General features: G+C 43.0%; 17 protein-coding genes. 10 read left to right on the forward strand and 7 right to left on the reverse strand.

Features of this window, described 5'->3' with window-relative positions; translation table 11 throughout:
• Positions 1-85: 85 nt before the first annotated feature.
• The 3 genes from hslV to AAA943_RS12075 all read left to right on the forward strand — a co-directional run bounded on the left by hslV (position 86) and on the right by AAA943_RS12075 (position 2,727).
• Entirely contained in the window at positions 86-628 is a 543-nt protein-coding gene (gene hslV, locus AAA943_RS12065; protein WP_338219083.1) for an ATP-dependent protease subunit HslV, read from the forward strand.
• A 110-nt stretch (positions 629-738) separates the two neighbouring features.
• On the forward strand, positions 739-1,404 hold the full coding sequence (locus tag AAA943_RS12070; protein ID WP_338224512.1) for a TetR family transcriptional regulator C-terminal domain-containing protein: 666 nt from the start codon (positions 739-741) through the stop codon (positions 1,402-1,404).
• Positions 1,405-1,407: 3 nt separating this feature from the next.
• Positions 1,408-2,727 carry an ABC1 kinase family protein gene (locus AAA943_RS12075; RefSeq protein WP_338224513.1) on the forward strand — a complete coding sequence of 440 codons (1,320 nt, stop codon included), beginning with the start codon at positions 1,408-1,410 and terminating at the stop codon, positions 2,725-2,727.
• Between the two features lie 33 nt (positions 2,728-2,760).
• Here AAA943_RS12075 and AAA943_RS12080 read toward each other — a convergent pair whose 3' ends face one another.
• The gene (locus AAA943_RS12080) at positions 2,761-3,951 is read right to left on the reverse strand and encodes a PQQ-dependent sugar dehydrogenase (RefSeq protein WP_338224514.1); all 1,191 of its coding nucleotides are present in this window, start codon (positions 3,949-3,951) and stop codon (positions 2,761-2,763) included.
• Between the two features lie 91 nt (positions 3,952-4,042).
• Between AAA943_RS12080 and AAA943_RS12085 the strand changes: the two genes are divergently transcribed.
• Together AAA943_RS12085 and AAA943_RS12090 are read left to right on the forward strand one after the other, a co-directional pair.
• Entirely contained in the window at positions 4,043-5,968 is a 1,926-nt protein-coding gene (locus tag AAA943_RS12085) for an ATP-binding cassette domain-containing protein (protein WP_338224515.1), read from the forward strand.
• Between the two features lie 36 nt (positions 5,969-6,004).
• A complete protein-coding gene (locus tag AAA943_RS12090; RefSeq protein ID WP_338224516.1) occupies positions 6,005-7,273 on the forward strand; it encodes a type IX secretion system plug protein in 1,269 nt (422 codons plus the stop codon).
• 33 nt (positions 7,274-7,306) lie between these two features.
• Here the strand turns inward: AAA943_RS12090 and cas6 are convergent, their stop codons facing one another.
• The 5 genes from cas6 to AAA943_RS12115 all read right to left on the reverse strand — a co-directional run bounded on the left by cas6 (position 7,307) and on the right by AAA943_RS12115 (position 11,505).
• Positions 7,307-8,200 (reverse strand): CRISPR-associated endoribonuclease Cas6, encoded by an 894-nt coding sequence (cas6, locus tag AAA943_RS12095; protein WP_338224517.1) that lies wholly within the window; start codon positions 8,198-8,200, stop codon positions 7,307-7,309.
• Between the two features lie 95 nt (positions 8,201-8,295).
• Positions 8,296-9,393, reverse strand: coding sequence for a redox-regulated ATPase YchF (gene ychF / locus AAA943_RS12100; protein WP_338224518.1), 1,098 nt, complete (start codon positions 9,391-9,393; stop codon positions 8,296-8,298).
• Positions 9,393-10,487 carry an AI-2E family transporter gene (locus tag AAA943_RS12105; protein WP_338224519.1) on the reverse strand — a complete coding sequence of 365 codons (1,095 nt, stop codon included), beginning with the start codon at positions 10,485-10,487 and terminating at the stop codon, positions 9,393-9,395. Before AAA943_RS12105 ends, ychF begins: the two co-directional genes overlap by 1 nt.
• A 68-nt stretch (positions 10,488-10,555) precedes the next feature.
• Positions 10,556-10,885: a DUF3276 family protein gene (locus tag AAA943_RS12110; protein WP_338224520.1), complete on the reverse strand. Its 330-nt coding sequence runs from the start codon at positions 10,883-10,885 to the stop codon at positions 10,556-10,558.
• 272 nt (positions 10,886-11,157) lie between these two features.
• Complete coding sequence (locus AAA943_RS12115; RefSeq protein ID WP_338224521.1) at positions 11,158-11,505, reverse strand: 4Fe-4S binding protein; 348 nt, start codon at positions 11,503-11,505, stop codon at positions 11,158-11,160.
• A 122-nt stretch (positions 11,506-11,627) separates the two neighbouring features.
• Here AAA943_RS12115 and AAA943_RS12120 point away from each other — a divergent pair, with 122 nt between their 5' ends.
• Positions 11,628-12,662 (forward strand): acyl-CoA reductase, encoded by a 1,035-nt coding sequence (locus AAA943_RS12120; protein WP_338224522.1) that lies wholly within the window; start codon positions 11,628-11,630, stop codon positions 12,660-12,662.
• Here the strand turns inward: AAA943_RS12120 and AAA943_RS12125 are convergent.
• The gene (locus AAA943_RS12125) at positions 12,653-14,428 is read right to left on the reverse strand and encodes a sensor histidine kinase (protein WP_338224523.1); all 1,776 of its coding nucleotides are present in this window, start codon (positions 14,426-14,428) and stop codon (positions 12,653-12,655) included. The two genes, AAA943_RS12120 and AAA943_RS12125, sit on opposite strands and share 10 nt — an antisense overlap.
• 74 nt (positions 14,429-14,502) lie before the next feature.
• Between AAA943_RS12125 and AAA943_RS12130 the strand changes: the two genes are divergently transcribed.
• The 4 genes from AAA943_RS12130 to AAA943_RS12145 all read left to right on the forward strand — a co-directional run bounded on the left by AAA943_RS12130 (position 14,503) and on the right by AAA943_RS12145 (position 19,540).
• On the forward strand, positions 14,503-15,819 hold the full coding sequence (locus AAA943_RS12130; protein ID WP_338224524.1) for a TIGR00366 family protein: 1,317 nt from the start codon (positions 14,503-14,505) through the stop codon (positions 15,817-15,819).
• Positions 15,820-15,954: 135 nt separating this feature from the next.
• The gene (locus tag AAA943_RS12135) at positions 15,955-18,219 is read left to right on the forward strand and encodes an aconitate hydratase (protein ID WP_338224525.1); all 2,265 of its coding nucleotides are present in this window, start codon (positions 15,955-15,957) and stop codon (positions 18,217-18,219) included.
• A 56-nt stretch (positions 18,220-18,275) separates the two neighbouring features.
• Positions 18,276-18,851, forward strand: coding sequence for a hypothetical protein (locus tag AAA943_RS12140; RefSeq protein ID WP_338224526.1), 576 nt, complete (start codon positions 18,276-18,278; stop codon positions 18,849-18,851).
• Positions 18,851-19,540: a DUF2490 domain-containing protein gene (locus AAA943_RS12145; protein WP_338224527.1), complete on the forward strand. Its 690-nt coding sequence runs from the start codon at positions 18,851-18,853 to the stop codon at positions 19,538-19,540. Before AAA943_RS12140 ends, AAA943_RS12145 begins: the two co-directional genes overlap by 1 nt.
• The last annotated feature ends 5 nt before the right edge of the window (positions 19,541-19,545 follow it).

Raw genomic sequence — 19,545 nt, forward strand, 5'->3', positions numbered from 1 at the left:
AATTCTGATTGAGTAATCAATATCGACCTTGTCTTATTTTTGATGGCCAATCACTCAATAACCAATATCCAAAAACTTTTACCTCATGGAAAAAATCAAATCAACAACAGTAGTGGCTATTCGGCACAATGGTGAAGTAGTCATCGGAGCAGATGGTCAGGCTACTTTGGGAAATACAGTTGCCAAAAGTTCAGTAAAAAAGATACGTGTACTTCAAGGAGGAAAAATTATCACCGGATTTGCTGGTTCTACAGCAGATGCTTTTACCCTTTTGGAAAAATTTGAAGAAAAGCTCAACTCCTTTGGCAACAATATGAAAAGAGCAGCTGTAGAATTAGCCAAAGAATGGAGAATGGACCGAATGCTCAGCCGACTTGAAGCTATGATGATAGTAGCTGACAAAGACGATATTCTGATCATTTCCGGTACTGGAGACGTAATCGAGCCAGATATGGAAATCGCCACCATCGGTTCCGGAAGTATGTTTGCACAGTCCGCGGCAAGAGCTTTGAAGAAATTTGCACCTCAACTAAGCGCAGAAGAAATGGTCAGGGAAAGTCTTCATATAGCAGCTGATGTCTGCATTTACACCAATCACAATTTGGTCGTAGAGAAAGTAAAATCCTGACTTTCCAAGTTCAAGTAAATCAGAAGCCGGAATTCTTTTCCGGCTTTTTTTCTTTTTCCCTAAACCAGTTGGCTGGACTGCATGTTATAGACAAGAATACCAATAAGTTCATGGAAAAGACAACTGTCAAAAAAACTTCAAAGAAAGACATTCAGCAATTGATTTTGGATGGATTCAAAACCTATGTCTTGGAGCATGGGGCTGAGCCTAAATCCATTTTCAAGTTTACCAAAGACCTCAAAATGAAAGAGGAAGAGTTCTATACCTTTTTCACTTCTTTTGAGTCTGTTAAATCTGCCATTTGGGTTTCGATTTATGATTCCACCCTTCAGGCTGTAGAGAGTCAGGAAGTATTTAAAGAATACAGCGCCAGAGAGAAGTTTCTTTCCTTCCTTTTCACCTGGATTGAAGAACTGAAGAAAAACAGATCGTATCTCCTCAGCTTGTACGAAGATAAGTCCAAGTCATTCAAAGGATTGCCTGCTGATTCCCGTGAATTCAAAGAGAAGTTCAAGGATTTTGCAGGAGAAATCATCCTGGAAGGAAAGGAAACTCAGGAAATAGCCAGCCGTCCGATTATTTCTGACAAATATGACGAAGCCCTTTGGCTTCAAGTATTGTTCGTATTCCGATACTGGCTGGATGACCGAAGTCCACGATTCGAAAAGACCGATGCCGCTATCGAAAAATCCGTCAATTTGGCTTTTGACCTCATGGGGAAAAGTGCGCTGGACAGCTTCTTGGATTTTGCCAAATTTCTCTATCAAAACAAATAAATCATGGCTGGAAAAGTAAAAGAGCAGGAAGCAATCCCGGTTTCCAAGGTGCAGCGGGCGGCCAAATTTATCTCCACAGGAGCAAAAGTCGGTGGAAATTATGTGAAGCACTACGCCAAGAAAATGGTCAATCCATCTTTGGACAAGGAAGTGCTTCATCAAAGTAACGCCGAAGATATCTATAACTCGCTAAGTCAGCTAAAAGGGTCTGCTCTCAAAGTGGCTCAGATGATGTCCATGGACAAAAATCTGTTGCCCAGAGCGTATCAGGATAAATTTACTATGGCCCAGTATTCTGCGCCTCCTTTATCTTATCCTTTGGTGGTGAAAACTTTCCAGCGATATTTTGGAAAAACTCCTGAGCAAATGTTTGATACGTTTACCCGCTCAGCAGTAAATGCAGCTTCAATTGGGCAGGTACATCAGGCTACGCTTAATGGAAAAACCCTAGCAGTAAAAATCCAATACCCGGGAGTGGCAGATTCGGTAAGTTCTGACCTTAAGTTGGTTCGTCCGTTTGCGCTGAGATTGCTCAATATGAATGAGAAGGAACTGGATCACTACATGGAGGAAGTGGAGGAGCGATTGGTGGAGGAGACAGATTATCACTTGGAAGTGGAGCGTTCTCAGGAGATTTCTGCCGCCTGTGCACATATCCCCAATCTCCGATTTCCCAAGTATTATCATGAATTTAGTGCTGAGCGGGTGATTACAATGGATTGGATTGCCGGAAAGCATATCAAGGAATGGATGGAAACCAATCCTTCTCAAGAATTAAAAAATCAAATCGGACAAGCCTTGTGGGACTTTTATCATCATCAAGTCCACAATTTGATGCAGGTACATGCTGATCCGCATCCAGGCAACTTTATTGTTCAAGAGGATGGCAAATTGGGAATCATTGATTTTGGATGTGTCAAAGTCATTCCGAAGGATTTCTATCAGGGATATTTCTCTTTGATAAAAAAAGACCTGGCAGTAAAAGAAGAGGAGTTGAATCAGATATTCTATTCTTTGGATTTTATCTCAGATAAGGACACCCCTGAAGAAAAGACCTATTTCAAAGGTGTCTTTAAGGAAATGATTTCTCTATTGGGCAAACCTTTTAATGCGGATCGATTTGATTTCTCAGATGATAGCTACTTTGAGCAGATCTTTCAGTTGGGAGATCGTATTTCCAACGACAAGATGTTTAAAAAGTCACGGCAAGCGAGAGGGTCCAGACATGGATTGTATATCAACAGAACTTATTTTGGTCTCTATAATTTGCTCAATCAGCTCCAGGCTGAAGTAATCACGACCAAGCCGGATTGGTTGAAATAAAAGAGAAAAGGGGAGATGATATCTTCCCTTTTTTTAGGGCTTAGAGTAAGTAACTCGATAGATGCAATTGGCCATATCGTCTGATATCAGGATGCTTCCATCAGGTAGCTCCTGCACATCTACCGGGCGTCCCCATACTTCCTGACTTGCATCGTCCAACCAACCTGAGGCAAATGTTTTTCTTTCAGTAACCTGACCGTTGCTATTTACCTGAACCCAATCCACTTCGTATCCTGATTTTTTGCTGCGATTCCAGCTTCCGTGCTTGGCAATAATTGCGTTGTTTTTAAATGTCGTTGGGAACATACCTCCCACATAGAACCGCATTCCAAGCGGGGCGGTATGAGCACCCAATTTGGCAACAGGTGCCACGTAGGCAGAGGCATCCTTTCCTTTTTCTCCAAATTCAGGATCTTTCACATTCCCAGCATGCCAATACGGATAGCCGAAATGTTGTCCTTTTTGCGTGGCCCTGTTCAATTCACAGTCGGGAATATCATCTCCCATCATATCTCGCCCATTATCGGTAAACCAAAGTTCCTTGGTTACAGGATGCCAATCAAAGCCGACCGAATTTCTGACTCCATGAGCAAATACTTCTGGTTTGCTTCCTGCTTTGCTTACATCCAATCGGGTGATGCTGGCAAAAATTTCATCTTTTGATTCACAGATATTGCATGGGGCGCCCACAGGTACATAGAGCATCCCATCCGGACCAAAGGCGATAAACTTCCAGCCATGATGTCTTTCCGTAGGATATCCATCGTAAATGACCTCGTATTTTGGATTGTTGAGGTTGTTTTTGATGTCTTTGAACTTGAGAATTCTGCTGACTTCTGCCACATAGAGGTCACCATCTTTGTAGGCTACTCCATTGGGCATCCTCAGTCCTTCAGCAAGGATGAATTTGGAGTCAGCCTTGCCGTCGGCATTTTCATCGACGAGGGCAAAGACACTGTCTCCTTGTCTGTTGCCGACAAAGACAATTCCTTCCTCAGACATGGCCATAGAGCGTGCATTGGGTACGTCTGCTGCCCAAACCTCTATTTTAAACCCGGGAAGAAGACGGATTTGATCCAGTTTGACATCCGCTTTTGCTGATCTGATGTCCCTTTTGTTGCTGCTATTGGCGGTTTTGACCTGAGAGAGCTTCCCTTGACAACTCCCGGAAAGGGTGATTAGGGTAAGCGAGAGGAATAGGATTGAAATTCGAAATAGTCTCATAGATGATTTTATTTACAGCATTTAAGCTAAAACCTTTCAGATTGTTTTCCCAGAAAAGCGGTATAAACGGGCCTTTGGTTATTTTTGAGGCATGTTATCGATTAGTAATCTTTCCTATTTCATCGGCGGGCGTGCGCTTTATGAAAATGCCAATTTACATATCAAACCCAAAGATAAAATAGGCCTTGTAGGGCAAAACGGTACAGGTAAGTCTACTTTGCTCAAAATAATCAATGGAGACTATCAAGCAACCACGGGGGAGGTACAAAAGGCAAAAGACTGTACGATTGGCTTTCTGAATCAGGATTTGCTTTCCTATCAGTCAGACGACTCGATTCTCAATGTGGCTTTGGAAGCTTTCAAAGAGACTTTGGCACTTCAGGAGGAAATCGACTGGGTCCTTAAGCAGATGGAGACCGATTATTCGGATGAAATCATTAATAAGCTAGCCCAGCTACAAGACAAGTTTGAAAGCAACGAAGGATATACCATCAAAGCTAAAGCAGAAGAAGTACTGGAAGGCATCGGTTTCAAGACAGCCGATCTCTCCAAGCCATTACGTCAGTTTTCTGGAGGTTGGAGAATGCGGGTCATGCTTGCCAAACTGCTTTTGGAAAAGCCTTCTCTTTTGATGCTTGATGAACCCACCAACCACTTGGATTTACCATCCATCCAATGGGTGGAGAATTACCTGAAAAATTACGAAGGTGCTGTAGTAGTGGTCTCTCACGATCAGACCTTTTTGGACAATTGCATCAGCACAACCGTAGAAGTGGCCAATCAGACTCTGACCACCTATCCGGGTAATTATTCTTTTTATAAGGAGGAGAAAAAGCTCAGAATGGAGCTCCAGCAAAACGCTTATGAGAATCAACAGCAGATGATCAAGCAGACGGAGCGGTTTATTGAGCGGTTTCGGGCTAAAGCTACCAAATCCAATCAGGTCCAGTCCAGAATCAAAGCGCTGGAAAGAATGGATAGAGTCCATGAGGTGGTGGATGATGAAGCTTTTGTGAATTTCAAGTTTAAATTTTCTCAGAAATCCGGAAGAGATGTAGTGGTATTGGACCATGTTTCCAAGGCTTACGGGGATTTACAAATCCTGAAAAGTACTACAGCTCGCATTGAACGAGGGGATAAAATCGCCTTGATCGGAGCCAATGGAAAAGGGAAATCCACTTTACTTCGAATCATAGACGGGTCTGAAAAGATAGAGGGGACACGTACCGAGGGACACAATGTGATCAAATCCTTTTTTGCTCAGCATCAATTGGAGGCCCTGACATTAGATAATGAAATTATCCAAGAGATGTCCCAAGCTGGAAGCGGAAAAACCGAAACCGAGCTTAGAAACGTCTTGGGATGTTTTCTTTTCACCAATGATGAGGTATTTAAGAAAATCAAGGTACTCTCAGGAGGCGAAAAGTCGAGAGTGGCTTTGGCCAAAACCCTGATTTCTGAAGCTAATTTCCTGCTTTTGGACGAGCCTACTAACCATCTTGATTTTCAGTCAGTTAATATTTTGATTCAGGCTCTCCAGCAGTATGAGGGGACTTTCATTACCGTGTCCCACGACCGTCATTTTATCAAAGGGGTAGCTAACAAAATTTGGTATATTGAGAATCACGAAATCAAGGAATATCCCGGTACGTATGAAGAATATGAGTTTTGGAGAAGTCAGCAGACAGAAAGTACTGCTCAAGAGTCCAAATCCAAACCTGCCAAAGCTAACTCACCGACTCCCAATCTGAAAGATCCGGAAACGCAACAGGCCAAGCGTGAATTGAAAAAACTGGAGGAGCAGGTGGAAAAAATCGAGAAGGAAATCGAATCTTTGGAACTGTTGAAGGCTGAAACGGAAGAATCCTTGGCCGATCCGGAAATCTATTCAGATGAAGAAAAGGCACGAAAAATCCAGGAAAGCTACGAGCATATCCAAAAAAATCTAGCGGAAGCCAATACCAAATGGGAGGAACTGGTCGAGCAGGTCTCTGCTTTGCAGGAAAAAATCGGATAGGATTTTGGAATACGGCAGGAATTATTAATTTAAATTATGAGGACAAGACTAGCATTTCTTTTCTTTTTTCTTCTTTGGTCTACATTCTCCTATAGCCAGGTTATTGAGGACAAGGTGTATTCGGAGCATATCCAGTCTGTTCGTCTTTTTCCTTTGGGGATCAATCAGGAAAGCATGCTTGATGCCCCGGTAGTCGGTATTTCTGATTCCAGGCCTTTGGTTTTGCTTTTCGATGATTTGGCTTTTGATCCAGAGCTGTATACTGCTAAACTGATTCATTGCGATGCAGACTGGCAAAAGTCCTCGCTGAGGGACAATGATTTTTCTCCAAACTTCAATCAGTTTAATGTAGATGATTACGAATACTCGGTCAATACCAGGATTCCTTACATCCACTATCGTTTTGAGGTACCCAAAGTAACCAAGTCCGGGAATTATATTTTGCAAGTGTACCGTAACAGGAACGAGGAGGATGTGATCCTTACCCGTCGATTCATGGTGTTTGAAGAGCTGTTTACTGTAGGAGCGGCGGTCGTACCTCCTACGCAGACAGAGGATCGAAGGGCCTTGCAGCAAATCAATGCTGTGGTGAACTATTCCAAAGTGGATGTAGTGGATCCCACTACCCAGATCAAAGTTTTGATAAGGCAAAATCAGCGTTGGGATAATGCAAAATACCTTGGCAAACCTACTTTTTTGAACCAAAATGCGAAGACCATGCGCTTCGAGCCATTTGATGGCTCTAGTACTTTTCGAGCCGGAAATGAGTTTCGATTCATGGACTTGAGATTTATCAGAGCCACAGGAGTCAATGTAGCCTCTGTTCAGGTAGAAGAGACCATAATTTTTGCGGAGACTTTACTAGCCACTCCTCGCCCCGGAGGTGTCTATTCTCAATACCTGGATTTAAATGGGCAATATGTTGTCTACACCAACGATCGCCTGGGTGGAAACCCGGAAGTGGAGAGTGAATACATCTACACCACGTTTTATTTCAGAGGAGACCCTGGCAGGGAGATCAAAATGATAGGTGCTCTTACTCAATGGGGCGCTACAGCCGAGGCCTTAATGAAGTACGACCCCAAAAACAATGTCTATTCCACCTCTTTGCTCCTTAAGCAGGGTTGGTACGATTATCAGTTTGGACAAGTGACTTCCGAAGGACTGGATACAGACCCGATAGAAGGAAGCCATTTTGAAACGGAAAATGAATATGAGGTAATGGTCTATTATAGGGGCTTAGGCTCCCGATATGATCAGCTAGTGGGGTATGTTTATCTTCAACCTAATCGAAGAAGGCTATAAAAAAATCCCCTTCGGAGAAGGGGATATTGATGTTTAAGAATCTTGATTTTCTTCTGAGGATTCATCCTCCATATCCGTTGGAGCTACATTTTGTCTTACTCGCTCAGTAGGTTTGTAAGGTACAAATCCTTCTCGCTTGAACTTGTAAGGAGTAGTCCGGTTTCCAGACGGGTGATTGGCCAAATCCAGCATACCAAAGCCTTTGTGCGTGAAGGCACCTAGGCCGCATTTGAATACGAAGTCCTGTACCTCAGGCGCAGCATACAAAGTAAACGGAAGGGTATAACCTCTTACTTCATATTTCACATCCATGTCATAAACGGCATAAATTCTGGCAAACTTCTTCTGTTGTTCTTTCAGCTTGTTGACATAGACCATGTCCGGCACGACCTGAAACTTGTAGAAAGATTCCATCTGCTCAGGAGTGTACCATCCTGACCTTTCCATTCTGGTCAAAGTAGACTCGTATAGAAGGTCAGAAAACTCGTCACTGTCGGGGTTGATGAATCGTTTACCGGCTTCTTCATTGAATGCCGGGGTGATCAACACCAAAGGAGAAATGCAGACAAACTTATTGGAAGTTTCCAATTCCGGTTCTGTTTCAATCTCTGTGTATTCCGGAGAAAGAATCAGGTTCCCCAACTCAATTTTGGTAGTGGCAAAAACTTGCTCAAGCAGGTAATCCATGAATTCTTCACTCTGAGAGGAGAGAACAAGGGTGACCAAACTTGAATAGTAGTGAAGGCCGCTTCTACTCACTTTAGTCTGACCTTTTAAGCCAGAAAAGTTAAAGTAGTTGTAGTTGAAGAATTCTTCACGCCCACCTTTTACGATCAATCCCTTAAGGAATTGTGCCAGAATGTACTGGTGATGAAAGGGAAGGTAGGATCCCTTGTTTTTTAGTGAAAATATTAGTCTAACTCTCACGGGGTATTAAAAATAAATGAGACAAATGTTATTAAAATACTTACTTTTTTGGGTGGATAAGCAATGCCAAAAGTACAAATAAATTTGAAAAAAAGTCAAACATTGAATCGAAAATGCATGATGTCCCCATCCTGAACGACATATTCTTTTCCTTCAATCGCGATTTTTCCATTTTCCCTGCACCCGGCCTCAGTTTTGAACTGCTGATAATCAGAAAGCTTGATTACTTCCGCTTTGATAAAGCCACGCTCAAAGTCAGTATGAATCACTCCGGCAGCTTGGGGGGCCTTCCAGCCTTTTCGAATGGTCCAAGCTCTTACCTCCTGCACGCCTGCGGTAAAATAGGTGATGAGGTTAAGCAAGGTGTATGCGCCTGAAATAAGGCGATTGAGGCCACTCTCTTCCAGTCCATATTCAGCCAAAAACAAGGCTTTTTCCTCTGCATCTTCAAACTCGGCAATCTGAGCCTCGATGGCCGCACAGAGTACGATCACGTCAGCATGTTCTTCTTTTACTTTTTCCCGAAGTGCATCTACATATTTATTCCCGCTTAGGATGCTTCCTTCGTCCACGTTGGCTACATACAGGACTGGTTTGATGGTCAAGAGATGAAGATCTCTTACTGCTTCCAGGTCTTCTTTTTCCACTTCGATTGCTCTTGCATTGAGGCCTGACTGAAGTCCGGACTTGAATTGGTTTAGCGTCTCCAACTCCTTCTTTGCTTTGGCATCGCCAGATTTGGCAACCTTCTCGATTCTCAGGATTTTTTTCTCCACTGATTCCAAATCCTTCAATTGAAGCTCCGTATCAATGACTTCTTTGTCAAAAATCGGGTCTACACTGCCTGCCACATGGACGATATTTTCATCTTCAAAGCATCGGATTACGTGAATGATTGCATCTACTTCCCGAATATTGGCCAAAAACTTATTTCCAAGGCCTTCTCCTTTGGAAGCTCCCTTGACCAATCCCGCGATGTCTACAAATTCAATAATGGTAGGAACTACCCGCTGGGGGGTCACCAGTCCTTCCAGAATCTGAAGTCTTCGGTCAGGAACGGTCACTACGCCCACATTCGGTTCGATAGTACAAAAGGGGAAGTTTGCCGCTTCTGCTTTGGCACTGGAAAGTGCATTAAACAAGGTGGACTTTCCTACATTGGGAAGTCCTACGATGCCACATTGTAAAGCCATTAATTTTGTGCTTTGATTTTGAAAATTCGGTAAGATTTATATCCGGAATACAGTTCCATCGCAGATACCCTGAAGATGGTGTATATCGGAATGGCAAAGATCATCCCTAGGATGCCGGCGATTTTTGCCCCGGCAAAGATAACAACAAAAATTTCAAGGGGATGCGCTTTTACCGATTTGGAAAAAATCATCGGCTGAAGCAGCACGTTATCAGTGATTTGTACTACGGCAAATACGGAGACAATCTTGATAAAAAAGTAGGTGTACTCTTGTTCAGTCTGGAAAAAGCCGGTGGATAGGCCAATGATGATTCCAAAAGCTGTTCCGAGAAGGGGACCTGCGTAGGGAATCAAGTTGGCAACAGCGGCAAAAAGAGCGATGGTGAGAGCATATTCCACTCCCATCAGGGAAAGTCCCAGACTGGCAATAAAAAAGATGGATAATAGCTGAATAAACAGTCCGGTCAGATAGTTGGAGAGCAGCTTTTCCACTTTGGTAAAAGTGGCCACAGAAATTTCAAAATAGGAATTGGGTATCAGGTCCAATAAGTTTCTTCGCAATAGTCCATTCTCCAGCAACAGGAAAAATGTGATGAAAAATACAGCCATGAAACCAATGAAAATCCCGCTGGTCAAGCCTATAAAATCCCGTATAAATCCCCCAAAGTCGATGTTTTTTACAGTTTCAATTACTCCATCTTTGATTTCATTGAGTAAAAAGCCGGGTTGGTTTTCCATGAGCTTGTTTCTATGAAGAAACCTTTCTACGGTATCCAGAGGGCCTTTTATTTTGTCATAAATGGTCTCCAAATCCAAACCCACTAGAATTCCCACCTGATCGTTGATCAAGGGTATGAATAACAGGCTAAGCAAAAACATCAAAAGAAAAATCACTGCAAAGGAAAAAAGAATGGCCATCCAGCGAGCAATATGTTGTCCCATTACATGAATGTCATGCAGCCTGTTGGTCAGGGGTCTTAGTAAGGCTGCCAATATCAAGGAAATCACCAAATAGGAGGTAATATTGGAAAAGTACCATCCGAAAATCAGAAAGCCTACTATGAATAAAATCAGATAAAGGAAAAACCGCTGCATAAAGGCAAAAGAAAAGGAGGCAGTGCCTCCTCAAATATAAAAGAATTGAAAAACATTCAGACCATTACTCATTCCCATCTGAGTTCGTCGTTCATTTCGTTTTCCGAATCTTCGTTTTCATATTGCTCAAAATCAAAATCAGGCAAAAGATCATTTTTGACATGGTCGACAGCCTCATTCAATGCATTGACAAACTTGAAGAAGTCTTCTTTGTAAAGGAAGATTTTATGCTTTTCATAGCTGAAGCTATCCCCATTCATTCTTCTTTTACTTTCTGTAATGGTGAGGTAATAATCGTTTCCTCTTGTAGATTTGATATCAAAAAAGTAAGTCCGTTTACCTGCTTTTACCTTTTTAGAGAAGATCTCCTCTCTGTCGTAACCTCTATTATCTTCCACAGTGCTTTCTTTTGGGGTTTTTTAAAACTTTCTTAATTAAGGTTCTAAGATAAAAGAAAACCCACTAAGATTTCAAAACGGCACTTCCTTTTTTTTGAAAATGTGTAAAAAAATGGGTATAAAGTGTTAAAAATCAGAAATAAATATCGAATCTCAACCCTATTATGATTTTTTGACTTGCGGCGACTTTCTCCACTTTTTCCCTACCCGAGCAAAAAAAAACAGCAAACCTTCACGGTCTGCTGTTGGCGTATCGTCAGCTGATTTTGGTTTTAATCTCCGTGGAGGTAAGCTTTTTTGGCTAATAATTCATCCTCTGTCTCTCGGTGGTCAGGATCATCCACGCAGCAATCTACCGGACAAACCGCAGCACATTGGGGCTCTTCATGAAACCCATTGCACTCGGTACACTTGGCAGTGACGATGTAATAGAATTCATCAGAGACAGGAGTTTGTCTCTCTGTTCCGCTGACTACTGTTCCGTCGTCCAAGGTGACTTCTTTGAGAGAAGTACCTCCTCCCCAAGTCCACTCGACACCCCCTTCATAAATTGCTGTATTCGGACATTCAGGTTCGCATGCACCGCAGTTGATGCATTCGTCTGTGATCATTATCGCCATGGTCTATTCGATTATTTCTCTTCAAAAGTACTATGTGAATAACATTAAGGCAACAAAAAAGTTGTCATACTAATTAATTTAAAATAATTCCATCCTTTTTTCCTTTTGGGTACCTTTGTCTCATGATGGAATCGTTACCTGTCTCCAAAAGAGTCGAAGGCCTGATCAAATTGGGTAGGAAGTTGTCCAATTTGAGCGATGAGGAAAGAGAAGACGTGTTTAGAAGAACTTACAATTCAAATAGCTGGTTTGATAATAGATCAATGAGTCAGGCTATCCGAGGTTTAAGCCTTCTTCTTGAGGAGTCAAATCTTAAAAAGTGGCTTTCGAACTATTCGCTGATTGAACCAGAAAATCCCAAAACTCTGGGATTGTTATTGGCCGGCAATATCCCGGGTGTGGGATTTCATGATTTGATGTGTGTCCTGATTTCTGGGCATATTGCTGCTGTCAAATTGAGCTCAGGAGATGCTTTTTTTTCCAAATGGCTGATTGATCAACTTTTGGCCATTGAACCTGCTTTTTCAAATCAAATCCAGATCGAGGAAATGCTCAAGGGAAAGTATGCCTATATTGCTACAGGCAGCGACAACTCTTCCAGATACTTTCACTATTATTTCGGAAAATACCCTCATATCATCCGTTCCAACAGGACCTCTGTAGCTATCCTAACAGGAGCTGAGTCGGATCGGGAATTGACCGATCTGGGTAAAGATATTTTCTCTTTCTTTGGCTTAGGTTGCCGCAATGTATCCAAAGTTTTTGTCCCCAATGAACAGGTGCTTAATCGGCTGCTGGATAATTTGGAGAGTTTTCGGTACGTGTCGGAAAATCACAAATACCACAATAATTACGAGTACAATAAGGCCATCTACCTGGTAAACAATGAATCTCACCTGGATAATGGATTCTTGTTATTGAAAGAAAGTGAGGGATTGGTGTCCCCAATCGCTGTACTTTACTATGAGATTTACTCGGACCAAGCAGAATTGAATAGCAAAATCGAGCAAGTCAAGGAAAAAATACAATGCATTGTGGGAGATCCGAAAGCTCATCCGGAGCGGATTGTGTTCGGTAGGGCCCAAGAGCCGATGCCATGGGATTATGCCGACAAGGTGGATACGCTTCGCTTTTTATTGGATTTGGATCAATCTTGAGAATGGGGGATTTCGGCAAGGGGTAAGGAAAAACAAAATTTAGAACCTTGTCCCTTTTGGGACTGAATTTTGAGTTCTCCTTTGTTTTTCATGATGTATTCTTTGACCAAAATCATTCCCAGTCCGGTTCCGCTTTCGTTGTTCTGTCCGCGGGTAGTAAATGAAACTCCGGAATTCAGTTTTTCAAGGTTTTCTTTAGAAATGCCTACTCCATAATCCTGAACGCATACGGTAGCCCAGTTTTCTTCCACTTGGGTGGAAATTTTCACGACACTCTCTGCATCCGAAAATTTGATTGCGTTGGAAATCAGATTCCTCAGAATCAACTCCATCATGTTTTTGTCTGCTACGACTAAAGCCTCTTCTTCCAGCTCCAGGTGTAAACGGATCTTTTTTTCCTTTGCAATCCGGCTTAGTAAATTGGTTTGATTTCGGATCAGGGTGGAAATATTCAAAGTTTGTGGTTCGAGGTACTCTCCTCTTAATTGTGAACTGGTCCAGGCCAGAAGATTTTCCAGAAGAATGGCTACATGCTCCATGTTTTTGGAAATTTCTGGAAGCATTTCTATAAATTCCTTTTCAGAAATCAATCCATTTTGGGTGAGGTGAATGAGTTCTTTCACTCCAAAAATGGGTCCTTTGAGGTCATGGGATATAATTCCAAAAAATTTATCCTTTAAGTCATTCAGCTGCTGAAGTTCCCGGGCTTGCAATTGAAGTTTTTCTTTTGTCTGAATGGACTCCGTGATATCCTCAAAGAGAAGCAAGGTGCCGGAATAGACTTGATTTTTGTTTTTAAGCGGGACGGATTCGATTTTGAGAATGAGTTTGTTTCCCTCGATTTCTAAGCTGCTTTCTATGGATTTGGGTTCTAATTCATCTATAAGAGTTAAGATTTCCGGCCTGTCTCTGAAGAGGAGATTGGCCTTGGCGCCCAGCTTAAAATCCTCCGGACGGGTGCAGAGCTTTTTTGCGGCGCTGTTGAAATCTACAATGCGATGGTTGTAATCAAAGACGATCAATCCCCGGGTGACCAATTCCAAAATTCGGTCTCGGGCAATGGGCTGCACCCCCAAGAGATTAAACCTGGCGATAAAATAACCCAAAATCAAATAGCAGGTCAAAAAAGCAAAAGGAGTCAAGTCCAAACCTTCGTAAGGTTTGAAAAGGGAAGTTTGGTAAAAAATGTTTGCAAAAATCGGAATCACCCCTCCGGCGATCAAAATCTTGGTTTGTAGCTTAAATCTCTTATTGGCAAATCGATATCTCTTCCATAGCAAAACAGTCCCTAAAAGGTAGGTCAAATAGGCATAGGCCGTCTGGAAATAATACCAGGGACCTTTTTCTATGCCCAAGAAATAGTAATCTTCGGACTGGATTAGCCAATTACTCTTGTAGTGCCAATGGTGGATGGAATTGGTCAGGACGATAAAGTAGGTCAAAGCAGGCACTACAAAGACAGCGGGAACTATCCATTGGAGTTTTTTGGGATCAAAGTCGGTGTATTTGAGTGAAAATATCAACCAAAAGGTAGGAGCTGCCAAAAGTCCCAAATACTGTACTTTGCTCCATATCAGCATTTCCTCCACACTTTTGGAGGCCAGCTCGACACCATAAAAGAAGCCCCAAAATGAAAATGCAAACAGCGTCAAGGCCATCCACTTGATGGAGTTTTGAAGCCGGATAAACAATACGATGGAAAGAATTCCTCCAGCTAATCCAAAAAAAAGGAGAAAGCTTGCAAACGGGTTGGTTAGGAATTCCATATTTTGAACTCGGAGATTGGGTCTTTCTTAATTGACGAATCTAGTTTATTGAAATAAGTTTAACTAAAAAAAAATTGAAAAAAGGAAAAATTAAGAAGGACTTGGGATTTTTGGCCTCCCCATTTGGGTTGGTTATCATTTTGACCTTTTTCACTTTCTCATTAGTAATCAAAAAAAATCTTTCTTTAGAGCAAAACTGGATAGAGGCAACATCCGATTCATTTAGGTATTGGCAGGATGGATTCTTCAGTCTTTTGGCCTTCACCATGCAGATGATGATGGTGTTGGTTTTTGGCTATGCCTTGGCGATCTACCAGCCCATTCACCATTTACTTTCCCGTCTGGCACAATTGCCTGCCACATTGCCCAAGGCCGCTTTGCTGGTCGCGGGCTTGACCATGGGAGCAGGCCTGCTCAATTGGGGCTTCGGATTGGTGATTGGGGCGATTTTTTCCAGAATGGTCCACGAGTCCTTGGTTACTAGAAGGATTTCTTCAAAACTGGAACTTCTTGCTGCTTGCGGTTATCTGAGCTCGGCCGTTTGGCACGGAGGCCTGTCTGGGTCTTCTCTTTTGGCCATAGCTGAGTCAGGGCATGCCCTAGAAAGCTCCATTGGAATCATTCCAGTTTCTCAGACTATTTTTTCGTCTACTAATCTTCTCATCACTGGAGGCTTGGTTGCCTTGTTTTTATCACTTGCTTTTGTATTTGCCCTAAGGACGGTAGGCGATTTGGACCTGGGCTCAGGCCGAAAAATGGAACCCATTGCCAGGGGAAATGAAAATCCTTTGGCAGGAATAGCCGGTCTTTTGATGGTATTCACCCTTTGTGCTGGAATACTTTCTGACCAATTTGAGGGACTGTCTTCCATCTCACTCAATTGGGTCATTTTTCTTCTTTTCACTATTGTCCTGCTTGCCTATGGGAGTTGGGAAAAATTCACCTCAGCGATCAGCAGGGGCTTGAGAAGTGCCCTGGATATTTTCGTCCAATTCCCCTTTTATGGAGGAATCATGGGGCTCATCGTGGGATCCGGCTTATTGTTGGATTTTTCTGAATGGACCTCTTCGCTTTCCGGTGATCGAAGTCTTGCCATTTTTTCTTTTGTTTCCGCAGCAACAGTCAATTTCTTCGTTCCGTCTGGTGGGGGGCAATGGGCCATTCAAGGTCCTTTGATTATGGAATCTGCCCGAATACTTTGTGTTCCCTTTGATAAAATGGCTTTGGTCTTCGCCTATGGGGACGAAATCAGCAACCTGTTACAGCCTTTTTGGGCGCTTCCGCTCCTTTCTATTTCCGGAGTTTCTGTGAAAAGACTCCTTCCGTATTGCCTGGTTTTTTTCCTTTTTGGATTTGTTTTTCTGTGCTTAATGATCTGGTTTTTTGTATGACAATTACTGGGTTCATTTCCATAAAATGTAGCCCAAGGAAACCATTAGACAAATTCTCGGGTTTAAAATATGTGGGTTTTACCTATATTCGCAATCAAAATTTTGAACCTTTTATCCACCTAAATATCCAAAATAATGGCTTTTGATATAGACATGATCAAGGCGGTCTATGATCGGTTTCCCGATCGGATAGCTGCAGCTAGAAAGGCAGTGAACAGACCTTTGACTTTGACAGAGAAAATTCTTTATGCTCACTTGACAGAAGGCCCAGCCTCCAAGGCCTACGAAAGAGGAAAATCCTATGTAGACTTCCAGCCCGACCGAGTAGCCATGCAAGATGCAACGGCTCAAATGGCTTTGCTACAGTTTATGCAAGCTGGCAAAGATCAAGTAGCAGTGCCTTCTACTGTGCACTGTGACCACTTGATCCAAGCAGAGGTAGGAGCAGAAAAAGATCTTAGCAAAGCCAAGGACAAAAACCGCGAAGTATATGATTTTCTTGCTTCAGTTTCCAATAAGTACGGGATTGGGTTTTGGAAGCCGGGTGCCGGAATTATCCACCAAGTTGTTTTGGAAAATTATGCTTTCCCCGGCGGAATGATGATCGGAACCGATTCCCATACTCCCAACGCAGGGGGATTAGGCATGGTGGCCATCGGGGTAGGGGGGGCTGACGCCTGCGATGTAATGGCTGGTCTGCCTTGGGAACTGAAATTTCCAAAACTCATCGGAGTCAAACTTACCGGCAAAATGTCTGGCTGGACGGCTGCAAAAGACGTGATCCTCAAAGTAGCTGGAATCCTTACCGTAAAGGGAGGAACAGGCGCTATCGTAGAGTACTTTGGCGAGGGCGCAAGATCCTTGTCAGCAACCGGAAAAGGAACCATTTGTAATATGGGAGCTGAAATCGGTGCCACCACTTCAATTTTCGGATACGATGAGAAATCTGCCGCCTACCTAAGAGGTACAGGAAGAGCGGATATTGCAGAAATGGCCGATTCTGTAGCTGAACACCTTACCGGTGATGAAGAAGTATATGCCAATCCTGAAAAATACTTCGATCAGGTGATAGAAATCAACCTTTCCGAATTAGAGCCACATGTGAACGGACCATTTACTCCGGATCTGGCTTGGCCTATTTCCAAGTTTGCCAATGCGGTGAAAGAAAACGGTTGGCCGGCAAAGTTGGAAGTGGGATTGATTGGTTCCTGTACCAACTCCTCGTATGAAGACATCTCACGAGCAGCCTCTTTGGCCCAGCAGGCTGTAGATAAAAAGCTGACTGCAAAGTCTGAATATACCATTACTCCCGGATCGGAGCAGGTACGTTTCACAGTGGAAAGAGACGGATTCTTGGATACATTCGGTAAAATGGGCGGTGTGGTTTTGGCCAATGCCTGTGGTCCATGTATCGGACAATGGGCTAGACACGGAGCTGATAAGCAGGAGAAAAACTCCATCATTACCTCGTTTAACCGAAATTTCGCCAAGCGGGCAGATGGCAATCCCAATACCCATGCTTTTGTGGCATCGCCTGAGATTGTAACCGCTTTGGCTATTGCAGGGGATTTGACTTTCAACCCTATCACTGATACCCTGACCAATGCGGATGGAGAACAAGTGAAGCTTGAAGAACCTCGTGGACTTGAAATGCCCACCAAAGGTTTTGCGGTGGAAGACGCTGGGTATCAGGCTCCAGCAGAAGACGGATCCAAAGTGGAGGTTCTCGTAGATCCTAAATCAGATCGACTTCAACTTTTGGAATCATTCCCTGCTTGGGAAGGAACCGATCTGAAGGGACTCAAGCTTCTGATCAAAGCCAAAGGGAAGTGTACCACAGATCATATCTCTATGGCAGGTCCGTGGTTGAAATACAGAGGTCATTTGGACAATATCTCCAACAATATGCTGATCGGAGCAGTGAATGCCTACAATGATTCTACCAACAGGGTGAAGAATCAGCTGACTGGAGAATATGGCGAAGTTCCAGCTACTCAGCGTCAATACAAAGCCAAAGGAATTGGCTCCATAGTAGTCGGTGATGAAAACTACGGAGAAGGCTCCTCCAGAGAACATGCTGCGATGGAACCCAGATTCCTAGGAGTTCGGGCGATTTTGGTGAAATCTTTTGCCAGAATTCACGAAACCAACCTGAAGAAACAAGGCATGTTGGCCCTTACTTTTGCCAATCCATCCGATTACGATTTAGTTCAGGAGGATGATACCATTGACATCAATGGATTGACTTCCTTTGCTCCTGGAGAGCCTTTGGAATTGGTCTTGCATCATGGAGACGGAAGCAGGGATACCATTTTGGCCAATCATACCTACAATGAAGGTCAAATCGGGTGGTTTAAAGCAGGCTCTGCATTGAATCTCATTAAAGCAGGAGAAGATTGATTTGAATAGGTTTACAGCCGCGGTCTTACTGATCGCGGCTTTTTTATTTCCGGATTATGAAAAGAAATGTCCTTATCCTTTTGATTGTCTGGATGGCCTCTTGGTCAGTTTCTTTTGCTCAAGACAAAGTAGAACGTGAAGTCAGAGTCAAGTCTGATGAAGTCCCAGATAGAGCCAAATCTTGGTTGAAAGATGCTTTTGAAAAAGTAAAGAGGCCTAAATGGTTTTTGGAATATTCTCAGGCAGGCAAAGCTTTTGAAGCGAAATTTTGGTGGGAAAAGCATTACCACAGCGTCAAATTCGACTCTTTGGGCAAGCTGATTGATGTAGAAATAGAAATAGCCAAAGAGGAGATGCCTTCATCCTCTTGGGCTAAAATTACCTCGTATTTTGAGTCGGAATTTGAGGAGTATTCGGTAATGAAGATTCAAAGACAGCTCGTAGGGGAAGAGTCAGACGTGGAAGACTTTTTTGATGAAGAAGAGACAGAAGGAATCACCCTTCGTTATGAAATTGAATTTCATGGAAAGAAGGACTCCTGGCAAATTTGGGAGGCCTTGTTTGATGAGGGTGGGGAATTTATTTCTCTGGTTCGGGTGCAAATCAGGCCAGTGGATAATTTGATTTTTTGATGAAAAGGATTTTTTGGATTGCATCGATTTTCTTTTTGCTGTCTGTACCCACATTTTCTCAATCGAGACAGACATTTTTTACCGGAGTTTTTCCGGAGGTTTCCATCACCAGGAAATTGACGGAAACTCAAAAGCTCAATTTTAAAATCGAAAACCAGCATGTCATTTTTGACAACAGGGACAGGGAGGAGGAGAATCCGCAGTTTTCTCATTACAGAACGGATATCATGGGCTTTTTCGATCATTCCTTACGACCTGGAGTAAGTGTGGCTTTGGGCCTGTTTCATCGGTTTCAGGAGGGGGAAGACGGAAATCGAATCATTCAGCAGCTGGCGGTCTTGCAAAAAGGCCGAAGTTTCAGGGTCAATCATCGGTTTAGAGCCGATCAGACGTTTACGCGAAATCAGGCATTAGAACTTCGGTTCAGGTATCGGCTATCAGTCGAGCTGCCTCTGGAAGGGGCGGAAGTTGATCCCGGGGAATTTTATCTCTTGAGTTCGGCTGAATCGATCTTTAGTCATAAAGGGGGAGAATTCGAAATTGAAAACCGTCTTGCGGCTTCATTGGGGAAGTTTTTCAGTAGGAAAGAAAAACTGGAATGGGGAGTGGATTACCGGACAGACGGTTACCTTCAAGATGGCTTTCGTACCCGGCTATGGGCAAAAATTAGCTATTACTATAATTTTTGAGAAGA

The sequence above is a fragment of the Algoriphagus confluentis genome (assembly GCF_036245625.1).
Lineage (GTDB): Bacteria > Bacteroidota > Bacteroidia > Cytophagales > Cyclobacteriaceae > Algoriphagus > Algoriphagus confluentis.

Bases quoted from the DNA above. Each gene is read 5' to 3' on its own strand.
- AAA943_RS12105 (WP_338224519.1), bottom strand. From the start codon at position 10,487: ATGCAGCGGTTTTTCCTTTATCTGATTTTATTCATAGTAGGCTTTCTG.
- AAA943_RS12140 (WP_338224526.1), top strand. From the start codon at position 18,276: ATGAAAAGAAATGTCCTTATCCTTTTGATTGTCTGGATGGCCTCTTGG.
- hslV (WP_338219083.1), top strand. From the start codon at position 86: ATGGAAAAAATCAAATCAACAACAGTAGTGGCTATTCGGCACAATGGT.
- AAA943_RS12115 (WP_338224521.1), bottom strand. From the start codon at position 11,505: ATGGCGATAATGATCACAGACGAATGCATCAACTGCGGTGCATGCGAA.
- ychF (WP_338224518.1), bottom strand. From the start codon at position 9,393: ATGGCTTTACAATGTGGCATCGTAGGACTTCCCAATGTAGGAAAGTCC.
- AAA943_RS12145 (WP_338224527.1), top strand. From the start codon at position 18,851: ATGAAAAGGATTTTTTGGATTGCATCGATTTTCTTTTTGCTGTCTGTA.
- AAA943_RS12120 (WP_338224522.1), top strand. From the start codon at position 11,628: ATGATGGAATCGTTACCTGTCTCCAAAAGAGTCGAAGGCCTGATCAAA.
- AAA943_RS12125 (WP_338224523.1), bottom strand. From the start codon at position 14,428: ATGGAATTCCTAACCAACCCGTTTGCAAGCTTTCTCCTTTTTTTTGGA.
- AAA943_RS12085 (WP_338224515.1), top strand. From the start codon at position 4,043: ATGTTATCGATTAGTAATCTTTCCTATTTCATCGGCGGGCGTGCGCTT.
- AAA943_RS12135 (WP_338224525.1), top strand. From the start codon at position 15,955: ATGGCTTTTGATATAGACATGATCAAGGCGGTCTATGATCGGTTTCCC.
- AAA943_RS12080 (WP_338224514.1), bottom strand. From the start codon at position 3,951: ATGAGACTATTTCGAATTTCAATCCTATTCCTCTCGCTTACCCTAATC.
- AAA943_RS12070 (WP_338224512.1), top strand. From the start codon at position 739: ATGGAAAAGACAACTGTCAAAAAAACTTCAAAGAAAGACATTCAGCAA.
- AAA943_RS12075 (WP_338224513.1), top strand. From the start codon at position 1,408: ATGGCTGGAAAAGTAAAAGAGCAGGAAGCAATCCCGGTTTCCAAGGTG.
- AAA943_RS12090 (WP_338224516.1), top strand. From the start codon at position 6,005: ATGAGGACAAGACTAGCATTTCTTTTCTTTTTTCTTCTTTGGTCTACA.